This is a genomic window from Aquabacterium sp., from assembly GCF_044226965.1.
Lineage (GTDB): Bacteria > Pseudomonadota > Gammaproteobacteria > Burkholderiales > Burkholderiaceae_C > Pseudaquabacterium.
In genome coordinates this window covers 16323-36763 of sequence record NZ_JBGAGA010000022.1, presented here as the reverse complement: position 1 = coordinate 36763, position 20441 = coordinate 16323, and the positions used below count along the sequence as shown (strand labels likewise).

At 70.0% G+C, this 20441-nt stretch carries 18 protein-coding genes and 1 pseudogene; 4 read left to right on the top strand and 15 right to left on the bottom strand.

The window, feature by feature from the left end; genetic code table 11:
• The first annotated feature begins 3 nt into the window (after nt 1–3).
• Genes ACILR4_RS12235 through ACILR4_RS12220 form a run of 4 tightly spaced genes read left to right on the top strand, consistent with a single transcriptional unit; the run spans nt 4 to nt 4025 of the window.
• Entirely contained in the window at nt 4–1137 is a 1134-nt protein-coding gene (locus ACILR4_RS12235) for an iron-containing alcohol dehydrogenase (RefSeq protein WP_395701135.1), read from the top strand.
• Nucleotides 1138–1149: 12 nt separating this feature from the next.
• Nucleotides 1150–1941 (top strand): gamma-glutamyl-gamma-aminobutyrate hydrolase family protein, encoded by a 792-nt coding sequence (locus tag ACILR4_RS12230; protein ID WP_395701134.1) that lies wholly within the window; start codon nt 1150–1152, stop codon nt 1939–1941.
• A 51-nt stretch (nt 1942–1992) separates the two neighbouring features.
• Complete coding sequence (locus ACILR4_RS12225) at nt 1993–3366, top strand: aldehyde dehydrogenase family protein (RefSeq protein WP_395701133.1); 1374 nt, start codon at nt 1993–1995, stop codon at nt 3364–3366.
• A complete protein-coding gene (locus ACILR4_RS12220; RefSeq protein ID WP_395701132.1) occupies nt 3345–4025 on the top strand; it encodes an HAD family hydrolase in 681 nt (226 codons plus the stop codon). Before ACILR4_RS12225 ends, ACILR4_RS12220 begins: the two co-directional genes overlap by 22 nt.
• Nucleotides 4026–4028: 3 nt before the next feature.
• On the opposite strand, the gene ACILR4_RS12215 is transcribed toward ACILR4_RS12220, so the two are convergent.
• The 15 genes and pseudogenes from ACILR4_RS12215 to ACILR4_RS12145 all read right to left on the bottom strand — a co-directional run bounded on the left by ACILR4_RS12215 (nt 4029) and on the right by ACILR4_RS12145 (nt 20386).
• Nucleotides 4029–5051 carry a patatin-like phospholipase family protein gene (locus ACILR4_RS12215; RefSeq protein WP_395701131.1) on the bottom strand — a complete coding sequence of 341 codons (1023 nt, stop codon included), beginning with the start codon at nt 5049–5051 and terminating at the stop codon, nt 4029–4031.
• Nucleotides 5051–6727, bottom strand: a complete 1677-nt coding sequence (locus tag ACILR4_RS12210) for an ATP-dependent DNA ligase (RefSeq protein ID WP_395701130.1) — start codon at nt 6725–6727, stop codon at nt 5051–5053. Before ACILR4_RS12210 ends, ACILR4_RS12215 begins: the two co-directional genes overlap by 1 nt.
• A complete protein-coding gene (locus ACILR4_RS12205) occupies nt 6724–7761 on the bottom strand; it encodes a ligase-associated DNA damage response exonuclease (RefSeq protein WP_395701129.1) in 1038 nt (345 codons plus the stop codon). Before ACILR4_RS12205 ends, ACILR4_RS12210 begins: the two co-directional genes overlap by 4 nt.
• Before the next feature lie 13 nt (nt 7762–7774).
• Complete coding sequence (gene clsB / locus ACILR4_RS12200; protein ID WP_395701128.1) at nt 7775–9136, bottom strand: cardiolipin synthase ClsB; 1362 nt, start codon at nt 9134–9136, stop codon at nt 7775–7777.
• 31 nt (nt 9137–9167) lie between these two features.
• Entirely contained in the window at nt 9168–10088 is a 921-nt protein-coding gene (locus ACILR4_RS12195; protein WP_395701127.1) for a hypothetical protein, read from the bottom strand.
• A gap of 21 nt (nt 10089–10109) precedes the next feature.
• The gene (locus ACILR4_RS12190; protein WP_395701126.1) at nt 10110–11063 is read right to left on the bottom strand and encodes a response regulator; all 954 of its coding nucleotides are present in this window, start codon (nt 11061–11063) and stop codon (nt 10110–10112) included.
• 68 nt (nt 11064–11131) lie between these two features.
• Nucleotides 11132–11932: an endonuclease/exonuclease/phosphatase family protein gene (locus tag ACILR4_RS12185; RefSeq protein ID WP_395701125.1), complete on the bottom strand. Its 801-nt coding sequence runs from the start codon at nt 11930–11932 to the stop codon at nt 11132–11134.
• Nucleotides 11929–12420, bottom strand: a complete 492-nt coding sequence (gene nudB, locus ACILR4_RS12180) for a dihydroneopterin triphosphate diphosphatase (protein ID WP_395701124.1) — start codon at nt 12418–12420, stop codon at nt 11929–11931. Before nudB ends, ACILR4_RS12185 begins: the two co-directional genes overlap by 4 nt.
• A 5-nt stretch (nt 12421–12425) precedes the next feature.
• Nucleotides 12426–13559, bottom strand: a complete 1134-nt coding sequence (locus tag ACILR4_RS12175) for a 3-deoxy-7-phosphoheptulonate synthase (RefSeq protein WP_395701123.1) — start codon at nt 13557–13559, stop codon at nt 12426–12428.
• Nucleotides 13560–13594: 35 nt separating this feature from the next.
• Nucleotides 13595–15511 carry an aspartate--tRNA ligase gene (gene aspS, locus ACILR4_RS12170; protein WP_395701122.1) on the bottom strand — a complete coding sequence of 639 codons (1917 nt, stop codon included), beginning with the start codon at nt 15509–15511 and terminating at the stop codon, nt 13595–13597.
• A 145-nt stretch (nt 15512–15656) separates the two neighbouring features.
• Nucleotides 15657–16321 (bottom strand): annotated as a pseudogene (locus ACILR4_RS12165) (DUF502 domain-containing protein).
• Nucleotides 16322–16353: 32 nt separating this feature from the next.
• Nucleotides 16354–16671, bottom strand: a complete 318-nt coding sequence (locus tag ACILR4_RS12160; RefSeq protein ID WP_395701121.1) for an FmdB family zinc ribbon protein — start codon at nt 16669–16671, stop codon at nt 16354–16356.
• 92 nt (nt 16672–16763) lie between these two features.
• A complete protein-coding gene (locus tag ACILR4_RS12155; RefSeq protein ID WP_395701120.1) occupies nt 16764–18224 on the bottom strand; it encodes a sodium:solute symporter family protein in 1461 nt (486 codons plus the stop codon).
• Between the two features lie 87 nt (nt 18225–18311).
• On the bottom strand, nt 18312–19859 hold the full coding sequence (ubiB, locus tag ACILR4_RS12150; protein WP_395701119.1) for a ubiquinone biosynthesis regulatory protein kinase UbiB: 1548 nt from the start codon (nt 19857–19859) through the stop codon (nt 18312–18314).
• Nucleotides 19859–20386, bottom strand: coding sequence for a hypothetical protein (locus ACILR4_RS12145; protein WP_395701118.1), 528 nt, complete (start codon nt 20384–20386; stop codon nt 19859–19861). Before ACILR4_RS12145 ends, ubiB begins: the two co-directional genes overlap by 1 nt.
• Between the last annotated feature and the right edge of the window lie 55 nt (nt 20387–20441).

Sequence of the window (20441 nt, the reverse complement as noted above, 5' to 3'; positions counted from 1 at the left end):
CCAATGAGCATCAGCAAGTTCGCCTTCCCCACCCCCATCAGCTTCGGCGCCGGCGCGCGCCGGCTGGTGGGCCCCCACCTGCTCGAGCAGGGCCTGAAGCGCCCGCTGATCGTCACCGACCGCGCGCTCAGCCAGCTGCCGGTGCTGTCCGAGTTCATGAGCCACCTGGCCGGCCTGCAGGTGGCCGTGTTCAACGGCGTGTTCGGCAACCCGACCTGTGCGCAGGTGATGGCCGGCGCCGCCGCGTTCAAGGCGCACCAGGCCGACAGCGTGATCGCCTTCGGCGGCGGCGCGGCGCTGGACGTCGGCAAGGTCGTCGCGCTGATGGCCGTGCATGAAGGCGACGTGCTCGAATATGTGTGGGACCACCCGCAGGTGCGGACTATCGTGAACCCGTTGCCCTACGTGGTCGCGCTGCCCACCACCTCGGGCACCGGCTCCGAGGTTGGCCGCTCGTCGGTGGTGTCGGAGAACGACAACCACCACAAGCGCACCGTCTTCAGCCCGAAGATACTGGCCCGGGCGGTGTTCGCCGACCCCGAGTTGACGCTCGGTCTGCCGCCCGCCGTCACCGCCGCCACCGGCATGGACGCGCTGACGCACAACATCGAGAGCTACCTGTCTCCGGCCTACCACCCGCTGTGCGACGGCATTGCGCTGGAAGGCCTGCGCATCGGCGCGCGGGCGCTGGCCACCGCCGTCAACGAGCCGGGCAACCTGCAGGCGCGGGCCGACATGATGATGAGCTCGATGATGGGCGCCATCGCCTTCCAGAAGGACCTGGGCTCGGTGCATGCCTGCGCGCATGCGCTGGGTGCGGTGTGCGACATGCACCATGGCCTGGCCAATGCGCTGATGATCGACACCGTGCTGGCCTGGAACCACGAGGCGGTGCCGGCGAAGTTCGACGAGCTCGCGCATGTGGTCGGCGCCGCCGGCGGCGGCACGGCTTTCGTCGGCTGGCTCAAGGACCTGAAGGCACGCATCGGCATCACCGGCGGCCTGGCCGCCCGCGGTGTCACGCTCGATCTGCTGCCCCAGCTGGTGCCGCTGGCCGCGACCGATTTCACCGGCGGCACCAACCCGCGCCCGGCCACCGAGGCCGACTACGAGCGGCTGTTCAAGGCCGCGATGTGAGGTGAACCGAAGATGGACAAGCCCCTGCTGATCGGCATTTCCGCCCGCATCTACTACCCTGGCTCGCAGGGCCCGCTGCCCGGCGTGTTCACCAAGACCTTGCACTACCTGGAGCAGTCGGTCGCGCACTGGGTGCTCTCGGGCCACGCGATGGCGGTGATGATTCCCGCCGTCACGCGCGACAGCATCGTCACCCGCAGCGACCTGACCCTGCCGGACTATGCGAACGCGCTCGACGGCCTGGTGCTGCAGGGCGGCAACGACGTGGCGCCCGAGAGCTACGACGAGAGCCCGCTGCACCCCGACTGGGCTGGCGACCGCATCCGCGACCGCTACGAGATGGAGCTGATCGACGCCTTCGTGCAGGCCGGCAAGCCGGTGTTCGGCATCTGCCGCGGGCTGCAGCTGCTGAACGTGATGTTCGGCGGCACGCTGCTGCAGGACATCAAGACCCAGCGCCCCGACTCCCGCGTGCACCGCGAGCCCGGCCAGTACGAGCGCCACTACCACGACATCGAGCTGCAGCCCGGCACGCACCTGGCGGGCCTCTACCCCGGGCTGCAGCGCGCCACCACCAACAGCATCCACCACCAGGGCATCAAGGACCTGGCGCCGGGCTTCGTGATCGAGGCCCGCTGCCCGGACGACGGCATGGTCGAGGCCATCCGCCGCTCCGAGGGCCCAGGCTACGTCGCCGCCGTGCAATGGCACCCCGAGTTCCACGGACCCGGCGATGCCGCCACCTTCGACGACACGCCGCTGCTGAACGATTTCCTCGCCGCCTGCCGCGCCGCCCGGCGCTGAGCACGGCGCCATCATGACGCTGACTTCCAGCGCTAGCACCATCGCCCCATCATGGCCACTCTGAAGATCTTCAACCCCGCCACCGGCGCGCTGGTCACCGAGCTGCCGGCCGACGATGCCGCCTCGGTGGCCACCAAGGCCGCCGCCGCCCGCGCCGCCCAGCCCGGCTGGGCGCGCGTGCCGATCCACGACAAGCTGCAGATGATCCAGCGCTTCCGCGCGCTGGTGGTGGCCGAGCTGGAGACGCTGGCCGCCACCTTGACGCAGGAGGTCGGCAAGCCGATCGCGCAGTCGCGCAACGAGTTGAACGGCCTGCTGCCGCGCATCGACTTCTTCCTCGAGCAGGCCGAGGGCGCGATCCGCGACGAGCATGTGTTCAACGGCGGCGGCATGCACGAGCAGATCGGCCACCCGCCGCTGGGCGTGGTCGCCAACATCTCGGCCTGGAACTACCCCTGGTTCGTCGGCTGCAACGTCATCATCCCGGCGCTGCTGGCCGGCAACACGCTGCTGTACAAGCCGTCGGAGTACGCCACGCTGACCGGCCGGCATATCACGCGGCTGATGCATGCGTCCGGCGTGCCGGCCGAGGTGATGCAGTGCCTGGTGGGCGGTGGCGAAGTCGGCGCGGCGCTGCTGCAGCAGCGGCTGGACGGCGTGTTCTTCACCGGCAGCCATGCCACCGGCCTGCGCATTGCCCATGCGGTGGCCGGGCAGCTGCTGAAGCTGCAGCTGGAGCTCGGCGGCAAGGACCCGATGTACGTGCGCGCCGATGCCGATGTGAAAGCCGCCGCCGAAAGCCTGGCCGACGGCGCGATGTACAACACCGGCCAGAGCTGCTGCTCGGTCGAGCGCATCTACGTGCACGCTGCGGTGTACGAGCCCTTCGTCGAGCACTTCCTCGCCACCGTCGCCGGCTTCAGGCAGGGCGACGTGACCGATCCCGCCACCTACATCGGCGCGATCACCCGTGCGCCGCAGCTGGACGTGCTGGATGCCCAGGTGGCCGACGCGAAGGCCAAGGGCGCCACCGTGCGCTGCGGCGGCCACCGCCTGCCCGGCCCCGGCAACCACTACGCCCCCACCGTGCTCACCGAGGTGAACCACACGATGGACGTGATGCGCGAGGAGAGCTTCGGCCCGATCATCGGCATCCAGAAGGTGGCGGGCGACGACGAGGCGCTGGCGCTGATGAACGACACCCGCTACGGCCTGACCGCCGGCATCTACACCCGCGACGAAACGGCGGCGCGCCAGCTGATGGCGCAGCTGAACGCCGGCACCGTGTACTGGAACTGCTGCGACCGCGTGAGCCCCCGGCTGCCGTGGTCTGGCGTCGGCGACTCCGGTGTCGGCCTGACCTTGTCCACGCATGGCATCCAGACCTTCACCCGAGTCAAGGCATGGCACCTGCGCCAGCCCTGAAGCTGACCCTGTTCGACCTGGACCACACGCTGCTCGATGGCGACAGCGACGTGCTGTGGTGCCAGTTCCTGATGGACCAGGGCCTGCTGGAGCGATCGGCGTTCGCAGCGCGTAACGCCGATATGGAGCGTCAGTACCAGGCCGGCACCGTGAGCCCGGCCGACTTCTGCGCCTTCTATGTCTCCACGCTCGCCGGCTGCAGCCGCGAGGCCTGGCAGCCGCACCGCCGCCGCTTCCTCGACGAGGTGGTGGCCCCGCGCATCCCGCCGGCGGCGCACGCGCTGGTGCAGCGCCACAGCGACGCCGGCGACCTGGTGGTGCTGACCACGGCGACCAACCGCTTCATCACCGAACTGACCGCCGCGCACCTGGGCATCGCCCACCTGATCGCCACCGAGTGCGAAGCCGAGGGCGAAGGCTTCAGCGGCCGCCCCGCCGGCACGCTGAACATGCGCGAAGGCAAGGTGGCACGGCTGCACGAATGGCTGCAGGCGCGGCGCATCGAGCTGCGCGAGTGCGAATCCACGGCCTACAGCGACTCGATCAACGACCTGCCGCTGCTCAGCGCCGTGCGCAGGCCGGTGGCGGTGAACCCAGACCCCCGCCTCGCCGCCGTCGCCGCCGACCGCGGCTGGCCCGTGCTCAGCCTGCGCGGCTGAGGATCAGCGCAAGCCCAGGTCGCGCGGCGACAGGAAGGTCTGCTCGATGTCCAGCGTGCTGCGCTCGCCGATGTCGTCGCGGTGCTGTTTCAACCAGTCGTTCGCCACCTGCTGGCCACGCTGGAACAACTGCTGCAGCAGACGCGGGTCGGTGTTGAGCTTGGTCGAGGACGGGAAGTCGGCCAGCGCTGCGTCGTCGCCGATCATGTGCAGCCGCAGGTCCTTGTAGCGGTTGCCGTCCAGCCGCTGTTCCTTCAGCAGCCGGCTGACGAAGGCGATGGCGCGCATCTCGCCCACCAGCCCGGCGTTGAAGGTGATCTCGTTGACGCGGTCGAGGATCTCCATCGCCGTGGTCGGCGTGCCGGCGCGCTGCAGCGGGTTGATGCGCACCAGCAGCAGGTCGACCGCGGCGGTTTCGTAGATCAGCGGCCACAGCGCAGGGTTGCCGCTGTAGCCGCCGTCCCAGTACGGCACGCCGTCGATCTGCACCGCCTGGAACAGCTGCGGCAGGCAGGCCGAGGCCAGCAGCGCATCCAGGCCGAGCGAAGCGCCGCTGAAGATGCGCGGCTGCCCGGTGACCACCGAGGTGGCATTGACGAACAACTTGAGCGGCCCCTTGCGCAGCGCCGCTTCGTCGACGTGGCGCTTGAGCACCTCGCGCAGCGGGTTGATCCCCAGCGGGTTGAACTGGTAGGGGCTGACCGAGCGCATCGCGGCGCTGAACCAGCCGAACATCGGGTTGTCCTGCAGCTTCTGCGCGGTGTCGAAGGGGTCCAGGCCGAAGCAGGCGCTGCTGGCGCCCACATCGGCCCAGAACGCGGCCAGCGCGCGGCGTGCGCCGGCCGCGCCACCGGCGGCCAGGCCGGTGGCCATCACCGCGGCATTCAGCGCGCCGGCGCTGGTGCCGCAGACACCGGCAAAGCCCAGCGTCTCGTCCTGCAGCAGCGCGTCGAGCACGCCCCAGGTGAAGGCGCCGTGCGAGCCGCCGCCTTGCAGCGCGAGATCGATCTTGAACGGGCGGGGCATCAACTCTCCTTCAGCAGGGCCTGCAGGGTCTGCAAGGTATCGGCTTCGTGTAAAGGCTTGTCGTCGCGGCTGCGCAGCATGCGCGGAAAGCGCAGCGCGATGCCGCTCTTGTGGCGCGGGCTGCGCTGGATGCCTTCGAAGGCCAGCTCGAACACCAGCGTGGGCTTCACGCTGCGCACCGGGCCGAACTTCTCCAGCGTGGTCGCGCGGATGCGGGCATCCACGCGTTTGAATTCCTCGTCGCTCAGGCCCGAGTAGGCCTTGGTGAAGGCCACCAGCTGCAGCGCGCCGTCGCGCGCCGGTTCGCGCCGCGCGATGGCCTCGACCACCGCCTGCGCCTCCTCGGCATCGCGCGGGGCGCGGTTCCACACCGCGAAGGTGTAGTCGGTGTACACGCCGGCGCGGCGGCCATGGCCGGCCTGCGCGTAGATCAGCACGCCGTCGACCGTCAGCGCGTCGATCTTCCATTTCCACCAGACGCCATCGCTCTTGGTGCGGCCGCTGCCGTAGGCCGACTGGCGGTGCTTGAGCATCAGGCCCTCGACGCCACGCTTGCGGCTGCCGGCGCGCAGCACCAGCAGGCCGGGCCAGTCGGTGGCGCTCACTTCGGGCGATAGCATCAGCGCGCTGCCTTCGAGCAGGGCCGCCAGGCGCTGCCGGCGCTCGTGCTGCGGCAGGGTCCGCAGGTCGGTGCCGTCCTGCTCCAGCAGGTCATAGGCGATGAAGCGCACCGGTGCCTCGGCCAGCAGCTTCTTCGGCAGGGTCTTGCGGTTGATGCGCTGCTGCAGCCGCTGGAACGACGCCGGCCGGTCGTCGAGCCACACCACCAGTTCGCCGTCGAGCACGCAGCCTTCGGGCAGCGCCTGGGCGGCGGCCACCACCTCGGGGAAGCGCTCGGTGATCAGCTCCTCGCCGCGCGACCACAGCCACAGCCCCTGCGCGCGCCGCACCAGCTGCGCCCGGATGCCGTCGTACTTCCATTCCACCAGCCAGTCGGCCGGATCGCCCAGGGTCTCGGGCGCGGCCTGCAAGGGATGGGCCAGGAAGAACGGGTAGGGCTGGCCGGCATCCTGGCCCGGCGACGATTCGGCGGCGATCAGCCCCTGCAGCCGGGCGGCGCTGGGCAGGCTGCGCGCATCGGTGTAGCCCATCATGCGCTGGGCCACCACCTTCGCATCCAGCCCCGCATGCTGGGCCAGCGCACGCTGCACCAGCAGCTTGCTGACGCCGACGCGGAAGCCGCCGCCGATCAGCTTGACCAGCAGGAAGCGCTCCGGCGGCGCGAGCTCGTCGAACCATTGGCGCAGGGCCGCGGCCTGGGCCTCGGGCGCTGCCTGGCGCAAGGGCAGCAGCCGCTGTTCCAGCCACGCGGCCAGCGGCAGGTCGCTCGCGGCAGCCGGCGGCGGCAGCACGTGGGCGATGGTCTCGGCCAGGTCGCCCACGGCCTGGTAGCTTTCCTCGAACAGCCACTCCGGGATGCCGGCCTGCGCCACCGCCACCTGGCGCAGCAGCGCGGTGGGCACGGTCTGGCGCGGCCGGCCGCCGGCCAGGAAGTACAGGCCCCAGGCGGCATCGGCCGGCGCGGCGCGCTGCAGGTAGCGCAGCAGCGCGGCCAGCTTGGCCTCGGTGGCGGTGCTGGCGTCCAGCTCGGCATACAGCCCGGCAAAGGCCTTCATGCGGGTGCGCCCTCGCCACCATCGCCGCCGCCGTATTCGGTCTGGAAGGCGCCGGCCTCGAGCCCCTGCTCGCGCAGCCAGCGCACCATCACCGCCTCGTAGCCATGGGTGACGATCACCCGTTCGGCCCCGGTGGCGGCGATGGCGCGCTGCAGGCCGGGCCAGTCGGCATGGTCGGAGAGCACGAAGCCGCGGTCCACGCCCTGGCGCCGGCGCGCGCCGCGCAGCTGCATCCAGCCGCTGGCGAAGGCGTCGCCGAAGTCGCCGAGCTGGCGCGCCCAGGCGCTGGCATGCACCGAGGGCGGTGCCACCACCAGCGCACCGGCCAGATCGGCCCTTGTGGCGGCGTCTGGCTTGCGGTCGCCGAGCAGCCGGGTCGGCGGCAGGGCCACGCCTTTTGCACGATAGGCCTCGTTGAGCGGCTCGACCGCCCCGTGCACGAAGATCGGCCCGATCGAGGCGTCCACGCCGGCCAGCAGGCGCTGCGCCTTGCCGAAGCTGTAGGCCATCAGCAGGCTGGGCCGGCCGGCGGCGGCATTGGCGCGCCACCAGGTGTCGATCTCGGCAAAGACCTCGGCCTGCGGACGCCAGCGGTACACCGGCAGGCCGAAGGTCGATTCGGTGATGAAGCAGTGGCAGCGCACGGGCTCGAACGGCGGGCAGGTGGGGTTGCGTTCGTCGTGCGCGCTGAGGTAGTAGTCGCCCGAGGCCACCCAGACCTGGCCGCCGTGCTCGATGCGCAACTGCGCCGAGCCCAGCACATGGCCGGCCGGATGCAGGCTCAGCCGCACGCCGCGGTGCTCGACGACCTCGCCATAGGCCAGGCCCTGCAGCGGCAGGTCGGCGCCCAGCCGGCTGCGCAGCACGCCTTCGCTGACCGCGGTGGCCAGCACATGCCCGTGGCCGGGCCGGGCGTGGTCGGCATGGGCATGGGTGAACACCGCGCGCGCCACCGGCCGCCAGGGGTCGATGTAGAAGTCGCCCGGCGGGCAGTACAGGCCGGCGGGGCGCTGGACGATCAGGTCCTCGGCCATCGTCGGGTGCCCGTCAGTACTTGCCGCTCATGCCGGCGAGGCGCAGGAACCAGTAGGCACTCCAGGCCACGAAGCCGCGGCGCGCCACGCCCCACCAGCCGGTGCCCAGCGGCTCGCGCGTGACCTCGCGCGAGGCCTGGACCGCGGCCTCGAAGCGCAGCGCCAGCTCGCCGGTGAAGTGCAGGTCACGGACGATCACATTGGCTTCCAGATTCAGCAGCAGCGACAGCGGATCGATGTTGCTGGAACCGACGGTGGCCCAGTCGTCGTCGACCAGTGCCACCTTGGCATGCAGGAAGGCCGGCGTGTATTCGAAGATGCGCACGCCGGCCTGCAGCAGCTCGCCATACAGCACCTGGGCGGCCAGCGCGGCGAAGCGGTAGTCGGGCTTGCCCTGCAGCAGCAGGCGCACCGCGACGCCCCGCGCCGCGGCCCGCTCCAGCGCATGGCGGAACACGCGGCCGGGGTAGAAGTACGGGCAGATCACGTCGATGCGGCGCGTCGCGCGCTCGATCGCGTCGATGTAGGCATGCTCGATGGCCCGCCGCTGGCGCAGGTTGTCGCGCACCAGGAAGGCGGCGCGCACCGGTGGCAGCTCGGCATGGGCGATGGCCACGCGGCTGCCACGCCGCGCCGCCAGCCAGCGCCGCATGCGCCCCGGGCCGTTGTTGTCGCCGCGCGGCAGGATGCGCAGCCTGTCCACCATGCGCCGCGCGCGCGCCACCGGTTCGGCGCTGCGCGCCAGCGACTTCAGCTCGTCGCGCCAGTCCACGCCCAGCGCGGCACGGCTCCAGATGGCGCGCGCGGTCTGCTCGATCGCCGCCACCAGCGGGCCGCGCACTTCGACGGCGAAGTCCAGCCGTGGCAGCTCGGACCAGCCGTGGTTCAGGTCGTTGCGGTCGTCGATGACGTTGATGCCGCCGACGTAGCCGACCTGGCCGTCCACCACGCACAGCTTCTGGTGCAGGCGGCGCAGCTGGCCCGGCTGCAGCAGCCGCCACCAGCGGTCGACTCGGCGGAACACCACCAGCTGCACGCCGGCCGGCTCCAGCCATTGGCGCAGCGTGGGCAAGGTGGCCTTGGAGCCGAAACCGTCGACCACCACCGCCACCCACAGGCCGCGCCGCGCGGCATCGGCCAGCGCCTCGGCCACGGCGCGTGCGGCCGCATCGTCGTGGAAGATGTAGGTGGCCAGCCAGACCTGTTCGCGCGCCTGGGCAATGGCCGCGCACATCGCCGGGAATTGTTCGTCGCCGCCGGCCAGCAGGCGTACCTGGTTGCCGCCGGTCAGGCCGGGATGCGGCGCCGCGCTCGCCGGGCTGGCGGGCGTGGCGGGCGGCAACGGGACGGGTGGGCGGCGATCGGTGGTCGGCATGCGCGGCGGATGGAACCCGCCGCGTGCAGGATCAGGCCGGCTCCAGCGCCGCATTCTGGCCCGACTGGGCCGCGGCAGCGCCGGCGCCGCCCTGGCGCTCGCTGTCCATGCGCAGGAAGCGCTCTTCGATGAAGTCCTTCTCGACCAGCGTGCGCTGCATCTTGTCCTTCAGCGAGTCGAGCTCGCGCGCCTGGGCATCGCGCTCGTTGCTCACTTCGGCCAGCTTGCGGCGCGCTTCCTTCAGCGCCTCGTTGTCGGCAGCGCCGCCGGGGTTGATCATCGACAGGCGTTCGACATCGGCCTTCAGCGCCTCGGACTTGCTCTCCGCCATGCGCAGGCGTTCGCGCGCGCGGTCGATCACCTGCTGCTGCTTTTGCACTTCGCCGCGCAGCGCCTCGACCGTGTGGCCCGCGGCTTCGGCCGCCTTGTTGGCGCGCCGCAGCTCGACGATGATGGTGTGCGCCTCCAGCAGGCGCTTGCGCATGGTCTCGGTCTCGGCCGCCAGGCGGTTGCGCTGGGCCAGCGCCTGCTCGAGTTCGGCCTTGTACTTGTTCTGCCACTCGCCCATCTTGGACGGGTCGGTCGCGTTGAGGCTTTCCATCAGGCGCTTGATGTCGGCCAGCGCCTTCTCGGTGTCCACGCCACCCTGGCCCGTGGACATTTCTTCCATCATCGTGTTGAGCCTGTCCAGCAGCTCCAGGCCGGCCACCGGCGTGGGCGTGACGGTGGGCGCGTTGCCACCGCCCCCGCCGCCGCGCAGCCCGTCGCCAAGCTTGTAGGCCGCATCGCGCACGACGCGCGCCGATTCGGTGAGCTGGCGCGAGGCGCCGACCATCATCTCGCGCGTCTGCTCGGTCTGGCCGAGGATGCGGATGAGCATGTAGACCAGCAGGATCAGGATGATCGCGTTGCTGATGAAGACGACCGCGACGGCGAGGTTGACGAGATCCATGAGCCCTGCCCTGGGGACGATTTACAGCGCGATGAAGGAGAGCCGGCCTTCGCCCAGGCCGGGCAGCGTGAGCTGGTAGTCCACGCGCTCGCTGGTGCGGGCCAGCACCTCTTCGAGCTTCGGGAAGCTGGCGGCCACCTGCATCGTGCGCGTCAGGGTGCAGCCATCGGGCGAGCCGCCGGCCTGCAGCATCATGCCGGCCGCGCGCATGAAGGTGGTGGCCTGCTGCACCATCACCTCGGTCGGCTCGGCGGCGAGCTGGGCCGCAGTGAGGTCGCCGGTGGGCAGGCGCGCCGCGGCACCGCCCACCAGGCACACCGCATGCACGTCGAACACCGCGACCGCCGCCGCCGGCTTGCCCGGCGCCGAGTACAGGCCGAGCAGGTTGTTGGGACCCAGCCGTTCCACGGCCATGGCGGCGTGGCGCTCCAGCGTGAAGGGCTGCTTGCCCAGCGTGTGCTCGATCAGGCCGTGGGCATGCGCCAGGCTGAGCGGATAGTCCTCCGGCGCCGGGGCTTCGGGCTCGTCGGCGGGCGCGGGCGCCGCATCGGCCTGGGCCGCCGGCGCCTGGCGCGGCGCGGCATCGGCACAGGGCACGGCACTGCGGATCTGCTCGATCAGTTCGCCGTCGCGGAACGGCTTGTTGACGATGAACACCGCGCCATTGGTGCGCGCCTGCTCCAGCATGGCCGGCGTGCTTTCGGTGGTGACGAAGCCGACCTTCACCTGCGTCTGGCCGAGCTGACGCAGCGTCTGCAGCAGTTCCAGGCCCGAGACGCGCGGCATGTGCCAGTCGGTGATCAGCAGCTGCGGCGTGAAGCCGGGCAGCAGGCTCAGCGCTTCCTCGCCGTCGCAGGCACGGCGCACGTCGATCGCGGGATAACCGCAATCCTCGATCACCCGCGAGATGATCGCCTGGATCGCCCGGCTGTCGTCGACGACCATGAATCGGTACGGTGCGCTGGCGCTGCTCATCAATGTTCCCCACGCGGGCCCGGACGGACGCCGCTCTGCAGCCGTTATCGACGCGCTGTAGGGAAACTTCAATCCGGCTGCAGCTCGACCACCAGCGGCAGGTGATCGGACATGCGCGCCCAGGCCGCACCGCGCGGCACGTGGGTGGACAGGCAGCGGAAGCCGCGCATGTAGATGCGGTCGAGCGTGAACAACGGCACACGCGACGGGAAGGTGCGCGCCGGCACGCCGCTGTGCGCGCGCTGCAGGCCGATGGACTGCATCGGGCCGTCGAGCCGCTCGCCCCAGTCGTTGAAGTCGCCGGCCACCATCACGTGGGCGTCGGGCGGCACCTCTTCGGCCAGGTACTCGGCCAGGCGCTCGACCTGGCGCACGCGGCTCGAATGGATCAGGCCGAAGTGCGCCACCACCACGTGCACCTCGGTGCCCTGCCACAGCACCGGCACATGCAGCAGCCCGCGCTGCTCGAACGGATGGTCGCTGACATCGTGGTGGCCGACGTCGCCGATCGGCCAGCGCGCCAGCAGCGCATTGCCGTGCTCGCCGTGCCTGGTGACGGCATTCGTGCGATAGGCCACGTCGTAGCCGTCGGGCGCCAGGAAATCGGCCTGGCCGACCTCGGGCCAGCCGAGGACCGTGCGCTTGAACTTCTGCGCGTCGCGGTGGTGGTGCAGGCGCACCTCCTGCAGGCACACCAGGTCGGCGTCCAGCGCCTCGATGCCCAGGCCCAGGTTGTGGATCTCCAGCCGCTTGCCCGGCCCCAGGCCCCGCACGCCCTTGTGGATGTTGTAGGTGGCCACGCGCAGCACGTTGGTGGTGTGCAGCGTGCTCGACGCGAAGCGTGAAGGCGCGAAGTGGCGGGTTCTCATGCAGGCGGTGTCGGCGGACTCGTGAAGCGCGGCAGGTGCAGCACGGCCTCGGCATTCGAGGGCGAGAAGCAGCGGTCGGCGGCGGCCTGCCAGGGCAGCCATTCGTAGCGCAGATGTTCGCGCGGATTCAGCCGCACGGGAATGCCCGCAGGCACGGTGAGGCCGAACACATGCTCGGTGTTGTGGGTGACGCCCGGCGCGTAGCGATGGCGCCAGACCGGGTAGATCTCGTACAGGTTGGCCAGCTGCCAGTCGCGCAGCGCGGCCCGCGGCACCGCGGCCGAGCCGATCGCGATGCCGGTTTCCTCGGCCACCTCGCGGATGCAGGTCTCGACCAGCGGCTCGTCGAGGCGGTCCTTCGAGCCGGTGACGCTTTGCCAGAAGCCGGGCTTGTCGGCACGCTCGATCAGCAGCACGTCCAGCGCCGGCGTGTGGATCACGACCAGCACGCTCTCGGGAATCTTGTACGGGCGGGCCGGCGGGTCCATCGCGCTCACTGCCCGCGGGCGCGGCGCTGCTTCACCGCATCGGCCAGCTGGCGCAGCACCGGCACCGTGTCGTCCCAGCCGATGCAGGCATCGGTGATCGAGACACCGGGCTGCAGCGCGACGCCGGGCTTCAGGTCCTGCCGGCCTTCATGCAGATGGCTCTCGACCATCACGCCGATGATGCGGCGCTCGCCGGCCGCGAGCTGCGCGGCGACGTCGGCCGCCACTTCGATCTGCCGGCGGTGCTGCTTGGCCGAGTTGGCATGCGAGCAGTCGACCATCACCTGCTCGCGCAGGCCCGCCTTGCGCAGTGCGGCGCAGGCGGCCTCGACCGAGGCCGCGTCGTAGTTGGGCTGCTTGCCGCCACGCAGGATCACGTGGCCGTCGGGGTTGCCGCGGGTCTCGAAGATCGCGGCGACGCCCATCTTGGTCATGCCCATGAACGAGTGCGGCGCGGCCGAGGCGAGCAGCGCGTCGGTGGCCACCTGCACGCCGCCATCGGTGCCGTTCTTGAAGCCGACCGGGCAGGACAGGCCCGAGGCCAGCTGGCGGTGGCTCTGGCTCTCGGTGGTGCGCGCGCCGATCGCACCCCAGGCGATCAGGTCGCTCTGGTACTGCGGGCTCAGCAGGTCGAGGAACTCGGTGCCGGCCGGCAGCCCGAGCGCCGAGATCTCCAGCAGGATCTCGCGCGCCAGCCGCAGGCCTTCGTTGATGCGGAAGCTGCCATCGAGCCGCGGGTCGTTGATCAGGCCCTTCCAGCCCACCGTCGTGCGCGGCTTTTCGAAGTAGACCCGCATCACGACGATCAGCTCGCCGGCCAGTTCGTGAGCCTGGCGCTTGAGCAGCCGCGCGTAGTGCAACGCCTGGTCGCGGTCATGGATCGAGCAGGGCCCGACCACCACCACCAGCCGGTCGTCCTGGCCATGCAGCACGCGGCTGATCGCGGCGCGCGTGTTCTCGACCAGCGCCTCGATCGCCGGCGTGACCGGCAGCTCTTCCAGCAGCACCGCCGGCGACACCAGCGCACGCACCGCGGCGATGCGGGTGTCGTCGATGCGCGTGGTGTCCAGCGTGGCGTCACCCGGCCTTGCGGTGACACCGGCTTCGTGGTCGTGGCGGAAATCGTCGAGGGTGGGCATTGCAGTCTCCGAAGCAAGGGACTCTAGAGGCGACTCTAGACCAGGTACTCGAGGTTCCGCCGGCGTGGGATTGCGCAGGCTCTCGATGTGCATCCAGCGCCAGTCGCGCACGCTGCAAGCCCACCAGGAAGGCCCGCCAGGCGTATCGCCGGCGCCAGGAGGCTTGCGCCAGCCTGATGTGCAGCTCGCGGGTGAGCAGGCCGCTCCAGCTTCTCGTCGACCAGGCTCGGCGCGCCGGTCAGCAGGCATTGCGCGCGCTGGGTCTTCGGGAAGGCGATCACGTCGCGGATCGATTCGGCCTTGGCCATCAGCGTCGCGATGCGGTCCAGGCCGAAGGCCAGGCCGCCATGCGGCGGGGCGCCGTACTGCAGCGCATCGAGCAGGAAGCCGAACTTCAGCTTCTGCTCGTCGGCACCGATGTTCAGCGCCTCGAACACCTTGGCCTGCACGTCGGCGCGGTGGATACGCACCGAGCCACCGCCGATCTCCCAGCCGTTGAGCACCATGTCGTAGGCCTTGGCCAGGCACCGGCCCGGGTCGGTGGTCATCCAGTCCTCGTGGCCGTCCTTCGGCGCGGTGAACGGGTGGTGCACTGCGCTCCAGCGGCCGGCTTCCTCGTCGTATTCGAACATCGGGAAGTCGACCACCCACAGCGGCGCCCACTTGTCCTCGAACAGGTCGTGGCTGCGGCCGAACTCGCTGTGGCCGACCTTCACGCGCAAGGCGCCCAGCGCGTCGTTGACGACCTTGGCCTTGGCATCGGCACCGAAGAAGATCAGGTCGCCGTTGCGCGCGCCGGTGCGGGCGATGACCTCGGCCACCGCGCCGTCGTGCAGGTTCTTGACGATCGGCGACTGCAGGCCCTCGCGCCCCTTGCCGGCGTCATTGACCTTGATCCACGCCAGGCCCTTGGCACCGTAGATCTTGACGAACTCGGTGTAGGCGTCGATCTCGCCGCGGCTCATTTCGCCACCGCCGGGCACGCGCAGCGCCGCCACGCGGCCGCCCGGCGTGGTGGCCGGGCCCGAGAAGACCTTGAAGTCGACGTCCTTCATCACGTCGGTCAGCTCGGTGAACTCGAGCTTCACGCGCAGGTCAGGCTTGTCCGAGCCGTACTTGTGCATCGCCTCGGCGTAGGTCATCTCGGCGTACACCGGCAGCTCCACGCCCATGGTCTTGCGGAACACGGTGCGGATCATCGCCTCGGTGATGGCGCGGATCTCCTGCTCGGTGAGGAAGCTGGTCTCGATATCGATCTGCGTGAACTCGGGCTGGCGGTCAGCGCGCAGGTCCTCGTCGCGGAAGCACTTGGTGATCTGGTAGTAGCGGTCGAAGCCCGCCACCATCAGCAGCTGCTTGAACAGCTGGGGCGACTGCGGCAGCGCGAAGAACATGCCGTCGTGCACGCGGCTGGGCACCAGGTAGTCGCGCGCGCCCTCGGGCGTGCTCTTGGTCAGCATCGGCGTCTCGATGTCGATGAAGCCCTGCTCGTCGAGGAACTTGCGCACCTCGATCGCGACGCGGTAGCGCAGCATCAGGTTCTTCTGCATCTGCGGGCGGCGCAGGTCCAGCACGCGGTGCGTCAGGCGCGTGGTTTCCGAGAGGTTCTCGTCGTCGAGCTGGAACGGCGGCGTGACGCTCGGGTTCAGCACCTCGAGCTCCTGGCACAGCACCTCGATCTTGCCGCTCACCAGGTTGGCGTTGTGCGTGCCCTCGGGCCGCGCACGCACCTTGCCCACCACCTTCAGGCAGAACTCGTTGCGCACGCCCTCGGCGGTCTTGAACATCTCGGGGCGGTCGGGGTCGCAGACGATCTGCACCAGGCCTTCGCGGTCGCGCAGGTCGATGAAGATCACGCCGCCGTGGTCGCGTCGGCGGTGCGCCCAGCCCATCAGCGTGACGGTCTGGCCCATCAGCGCTTCGCTGACCAGGCCGCAGTAGGTGGTTCTCATGGTGTTGGACTCCTGTGGGTCTCTCGGTGTCGGGAGGGCGGCGCCGCGGCGTCTTCAGCGCTCGCGCGTCCGCCTGAATGCAAGGGATGCGGTGCTTGGCGGGTGGGGCCGGTGGCCCTCCGGGTTGAACGCCGGCCGAAAGCGTTCAACCCACCCGATTGGGGTCGGCCTCCCCCGGCCGAACAGCCGGGGGCGCGGGTGGCGGCGGCGCCACCACACCCATCGAGATGATGTACTTCAGGGCCTCGTCGACGCTCATGTGCAGCGTGCGGATCGCGCTGCGCGGCATCATCAGGAAGAAGCCGGAGGTCGGGTTCGGCGTGGTCGGCACGTACAGGCTGACGTGTTCATCCGGCAGGTGCGCCGCCACCTCGGTGGCCGGCCGGCCGGTGACGAAGGCAATGGTCCACGAGCCCTGGTGCGGGTACTGCACCAGCACCGCTTCGCGGAAGGCATTGCCGTCACTCGAGAACAGCGTGTCCGAGACCTGCTTGACCGAGCTGTAGATCGACTTGACCAGCGGGATGCGCGACAGCAGCCGGTCCCACTGGCGCAGCCACCACTGGCCGAAGATGTTGGTCGCGAAGACCCCGTGCCCAGCAGGATCGCCAGCATCACGATCACGCCCAGCAGCGGGATGTGCCGCAGGCGCTCCAGCGCGCCGTCCACGCCTTCGGGCAGCACCTTCTGCAGCAGCGAGAGCAGCGCGAGGAACATGCCGTCCATCGCGCCGTAAAGCCAGGCCAGCACCCACAGCGTGATCGCCAGGGGCAGCCACACCAGCAGGCCGGCGATCAGGAATTTTTTCAAGGCGGGTCTTTCGCGGGCGGCTCAGGCCGTGCTCAATGGCAGGCGCAGCTGCCGCCGCAGGCGGTGCCGGTCGAAGCGGCAGCCGGCGCCGGTGCGGGCGCAGCCGCTTCGCCACCGGCCGCCGGCTTGGCGGCCTCGGCGCCCGCCGGGGCCGGCGCTGCGGTGCTGCCGCCCTTGAAGTCGGTGGCGTACCAGCCGGAGCCCTTGAGCTGGAAGCCGGCCGCGGTGAGCTGCTTGGCGAACGACTCGGCACCGCATGCCGGGCACACGGTGAGCACCGGGTCGCTGAGTTTTTGCAGCACATCCTTCGCGTGGCCACACGCAGCGCAGCGGTAAGCGTAGATTGGCATGACTAAACCCTTGACGCAAAACAGAAAATTATAAGTGCGGCAGCGCGTGCCGCCGCCCGGACCTGGGGAACGGCAGATGGAGCCGGCGCGAACTAGTTCAAGCCCGCGATGTGGTGGCGCGCGTCGTGGCGGTTTTCCAGCCACTGCGGCATCAGCGAGCCCAGCACCATGCCGACGAAGGCGGCGATCAGCCCGGCGAGCTGACCCGGGAAGGCATCGCCCAGGTGGCTGACCTGCGGGAAGAACATGATCCACACCGCCACGCCCGCTGCGACCGAGGCGATCGCGCCCTGCGTGGTGGCCCGCTTCCAGTACAGGCCCATCACCAGCGGCACGAAGGCGCCGACCAGCGTCACCTGGTAGGCCGCCGACACCAGGTCGTAGATCGGCGTGCCCTTCATCGCGATCGCGTAGGCCAGCACCAGGCCGGCAAAGGCCACGATGGTCCAGCGCATCGCCAGCAGTTGCTGGCGGTCGTTCATGTGCGGCCGCAGGTTCTTGACGATGTTCTCGACGAAGCTGGTCGAAGGCGCCAGCAGCGTCGCCGACGAGGTGCTCTTGATCGCCGACAGCAGCGCGCCGAAGAACAGGATCTGCATCAGCAGCGGCATCTTCGTCAGCACGAAGGTCGGCAGCAGGCGCTGGTAGTCGTCCTTCGCGATGTCCAGCGCCTGCTGGCCCATCACCACGACCGCGCTGGCGACGATGAACATCGGCACGAAGGCGAACAGGATGTAGCTCAGGCCGCCGATCGCCGCGCCGTTGCGCGCCGTCTTCGCGTCCTTGGCCGACATCACGCGCTGGAAAACGTCCTGCTGCGGGATGCTGCCCAGCATCATCGTCAGGCCCGCGCCGATGAAGAACGCCACTTCCTTGAAGCTCGGCTCGGGCAGGAACTTGAACAGGTCCTTCGATTCGACCATCGCCATCACCTTGCCGGCGCCGCCGGCCAGGTCGGCGGAGAACACCGCGATGACGCTCAGGCCGATGACCAGCACGATCATCTGGATGAAGTCAGTCCAGGCCACCGCCAGGAAACCGCCGATCACGACGTAGATCAGAACCGCGAGCGTGCCGACGATCATGCCGGCGGTCTCGCTCATCGCGCCTTGCGTCAGCACCGAGAACACCAGGCCCAGCGCGGTGATCTGCGCCGCCACCCAGCCGAGGTAGCTGAGGATGATGGCCGCGCTGCAGAACACCTCGATGCCCTTGCCGAAGCGCCGGCGATAGAAGTCGCCGATGGTCAGCAGGTTCTGCTTGTACAGCTTGGTCGCGAAGAACAGGCCGACCAGGATCAGGCAGGTGCCGGCGCCGAACGGGTCTTCGATGATCGAGTTCAGGCCGCCCTGCACGAACTTGGCCGGGATGCCCATCACCGTCTCGGCCCCGAACCAGGTGGCGAAGGTGGTGGTCACCACCATGATCAGCGGCAGGCTGCGGCCGGCGATCGCGAAGTCGGCCGTGTTCTTGATGCGCGTGCCGGCCCAGACGCCCAGGGCCAGGGTGCCCAGCAGGTACAACACGACGAAGACGACCAGGGTGATGTTCATGCGCGCTCGGGAAGGGTGGACTGCCGTCGGACGCGGCGCATTATCCCTATGCGCCGCTCCGGCGCCAGCGGGCTCGCCACTACGGGTTCACACGCCGCCGTGCAGCAGCATCCATGCCAGCGCCAGGCCCAGCAGCACACCGGCCGCGCCGACCAGCAGCAGGCTCAGCAGGCGGTTGGTGCGCCGCTGCTCCGCCAGCAGCGCCACCAGGGCGGCATCCGGCTCGCGGCGCCGCAGCAGCGCCTGGTGCACCAGGCGCGGCAGTTCGGGCAGCAGCTGGGCGTAGCGCGGCGCCTCGTTCTGGAAGCGCTCGACCAGGCCGGTCCAACCGATCTGCTTGTTCATCCACTGCTCGAGAAACGGCTTTGCGGTACTCCACAGGTCGAGGTCGGGATCGAGCTGCCGGCCCAGCCCCTCGATGTTGAGCAGCGTCTTCTGCAGCAGCACCAGCTGCGGCTGGATCTCGACGTTGAAGCGGCGCGAGGTCTGGAACAGCCGCATCAGCACCTGGCCCAGCGAAATGTCCTTCAGCGGCCGGTCGAAATGCGGCTCGCACACGGCACGGATCGCGCTTTCCAGCGCATCGACCCGCGTGTTCGGCGGCACCCAGCCGCTTTCCACGTGCAGCTCGGCCACGCGCTTGTAGTCGCGCCGGAAGAAGGCCAGGAAGTTCTGTGCCAGGTATTCCTTGTCCCACTCGGTCAGCGTGCCGATGATGCCGAAGTCGAGCGCGATGTAGCGGCCGAAGCTCTTCGGGTCGAGGCTGACCTGGATGTTGCCGGGGTGCATGTCGGCATGGAAGAAGCCGTCGCGGAACACCTGGGTGAAGAAGATCGTGACACCGTCGCGGGCGAGCTTCTTGATGTCGACGCCGGCCTCGCGCAGGCGCGGCACCTGGCCGATCGGCACGCCGTACATGCGCTCCATCACGATCACGCCGCTGGTGCACAGGTCCCACACCATTTCGGGCACCAGCACCAGGCCCAGGCCTTGCATGTTGCGGCGCAGCTGGGCGGCATTGGCCGCCTCGCGCACCAGGTCCAGCTCATCGTGCAGATAGACATCGAACTCGGCCACCACCTCGCGCGGCTTCAGCCGCTTGGCGTCCGTCCACACCCGCTCGACCAGGCGCGCCAGCGTGTGCAGCAGCGCCAGGTCCTGCTCGATGACGTCCAGCATGCCCGGGCGCAGGACCTTCACCGCGACCTCGCGGCCGCTCTTGAGCACCGCGAAGTGCACCTGCGCGATCGACGCACTGGCCACGGGCTCGGCTTCGAAGCTCTGGAACACCTCGTCGATGGGCCGGCCGAAGGCGCGCTCGACCAGCGCGATGGCCTGCGCACTGGGAAACGGCGGCACGCGGTCCTGCAGCTTCGTCAGCTCGTCGGCCACGTCCAGCGGCAGCAGGTCGCGCCGCGTGCTCAGCACCTGGCCGAACTTGACGAAGATCGGCCCCAGCCGCTCGAGCGCCATGCGCAGCCATTCGCCGCGCGGCGCCTGCAGTCGACGTCCCACGGTGGCCACGCGCACCATCACGCGCACCCAGCGCTGCCGGAAGCCCGACAGCGCCAGCTCGTCCAGCCCGAAACGCAGGACCGTGAAGCCGATGTAGACGAGCCGGAAGAAATGCCGCATCAGCGTGAGCGCATGCGGCCGGCGATCGCGGTGGCGCCGGCGATCGCCGCGCGCAGGCCCTGCGCGAACCAGGCGCCCAGGCGATGCAGCTCGTGCGCCACCGCAGGGCCGAACAGCCGGTCGAGATCGGCCTCGACGTCCCAGCGCAGGTTCTTCAGCAGCCAGTCGACATCGCCGGCCAGCTGCGCATCGCCCTCGATCGCCACCGGCGGCTGCGCGCCCGACAGGATGCCGAGCACCAACCCGGCCGGATTGGCCGCGTCCACGCGCACCAGCAGGTCGGGCGCCTCGGCAGGCGCGGCGTCGGCCGCCCATTCGAACAGGCCCGCGGGTGTGATGCGGAAGGCCATGCGCGGCGCCGGCGGCAGCAGGCGCGGCCAGTTCTGCAAGTCCAGCAGCAGCAGCCGGCCGCTGTGCGGCAGCAGGCGCGCCGAGGCTTGCGGCTCGCTCGCCAGCACGTGGTTCACCACCAGGGTCAGGCGCTCCATCAGCGCTGGCGCCAGCAGCGCATTGAGCTTGTCGATCATCGCGCGATTGTAGGCAGGCGAGTCATGACCACCGGGTCGGCCCGTACCCTGTAAC

Bases quoted from the DNA above. Each gene is read 5' to 3' on its own strand.
- ACILR4_RS12155 (WP_395701120.1), bottom strand. From the start codon at position 18,224: ATGAACATCACCCTGGTCGTCTTCGTCGTGTTGTACCTGCTGGGCACC.
- ACILR4_RS12205 (WP_395701129.1), bottom strand. From the start codon at position 7,761: ATGGCCGAGGACCTGATCGTCCAGCGCCCCGCCGGCCTGTACTGCCCG.
- ACILR4_RS12235 (WP_395701135.1), top strand. From the start codon at position 4: ATGAGCATCAGCAAGTTCGCCTTCCCCACCCCCATCAGCTTCGGCGCC.
- ACILR4_RS12145 (WP_395701118.1), bottom strand. From the start codon at position 20,386: ATGATCGACAAGCTCAATGCGCTGCTGGCGCCAGCGCTGATGGAGCGC.
- nudB (WP_395701124.1), bottom strand. From the start codon at position 12,420: ATGGACCCGCCGGCCCGCCCGTACAAGATTCCCGAGAGCGTGCTGGTC.
- ACILR4_RS12225 (WP_395701133.1), top strand. From the start codon at position 1,993: ATGGCCACTCTGAAGATCTTCAACCCCGCCACCGGCGCGCTGGTCACC.
- ACILR4_RS12175 (WP_395701123.1), bottom strand. From the start codon at position 13,559: ATGCCCACCCTCGACGATTTCCGCCACGACCACGAAGCCGGTGTCACC.
- ACILR4_RS12195 (WP_395701127.1), bottom strand. From the start codon at position 10,088: ATGGATCTCGTCAACCTCGCCGTCGCGGTCGTCTTCATCAGCAACGCG.
- ubiB (WP_395701119.1), bottom strand. From the start codon at position 19,859: ATGCGGCATTTCTTCCGGCTCGTCTACATCGGCTTCACGGTCCTGCGT.
- clsB (WP_395701128.1), bottom strand. From the start codon at position 9,136: ATGCCGACCACCGATCGCCGCCCACCCGTCCCGTTGCCGCCCGCCACG.
- ACILR4_RS12220 (WP_395701132.1), top strand. From the start codon at position 3,345: ATGGCACCTGCGCCAGCCCTGAAGCTGACCCTGTTCGACCTGGACCAC.
- ACILR4_RS12190 (WP_395701126.1), bottom strand. From the start codon at position 11,063: ATGAGCAGCGCCAGCGCACCGTACCGATTCATGGTCGTCGACGACAGC.
- ACILR4_RS12215 (WP_395701131.1), bottom strand. From the start codon at position 5,051: ATGCCCCGCCCGTTCAAGATCGATCTCGCGCTGCAAGGCGGCGGCTCG.
- ACILR4_RS12210 (WP_395701130.1), bottom strand. From the start codon at position 6,727: ATGAAGGCCTTTGCCGGGCTGTATGCCGAGCTGGACGCCAGCACCGCC.
- ACILR4_RS12160 (WP_395701121.1), bottom strand. From the start codon at position 16,671: ATGCCAATCTACGCTTACCGCTGCGCTGCGTGTGGCCACGCGAAGGAT.
- aspS (WP_395701122.1), bottom strand. From the start codon at position 15,511: ATGAGAACCACCTACTGCGGCCTGGTCAGCGAAGCGCTGATGGGCCAG.
- ACILR4_RS12230 (WP_395701134.1), top strand. From the start codon at position 1,150: ATGGACAAGCCCCTGCTGATCGGCATTTCCGCCCGCATCTACTACCCT.
- ACILR4_RS12185 (WP_395701125.1), bottom strand. From the start codon at position 11,932: ATGAGAACCCGCCACTTCGCGCCTTCACGCTTCGCGTCGAGCACGCTG.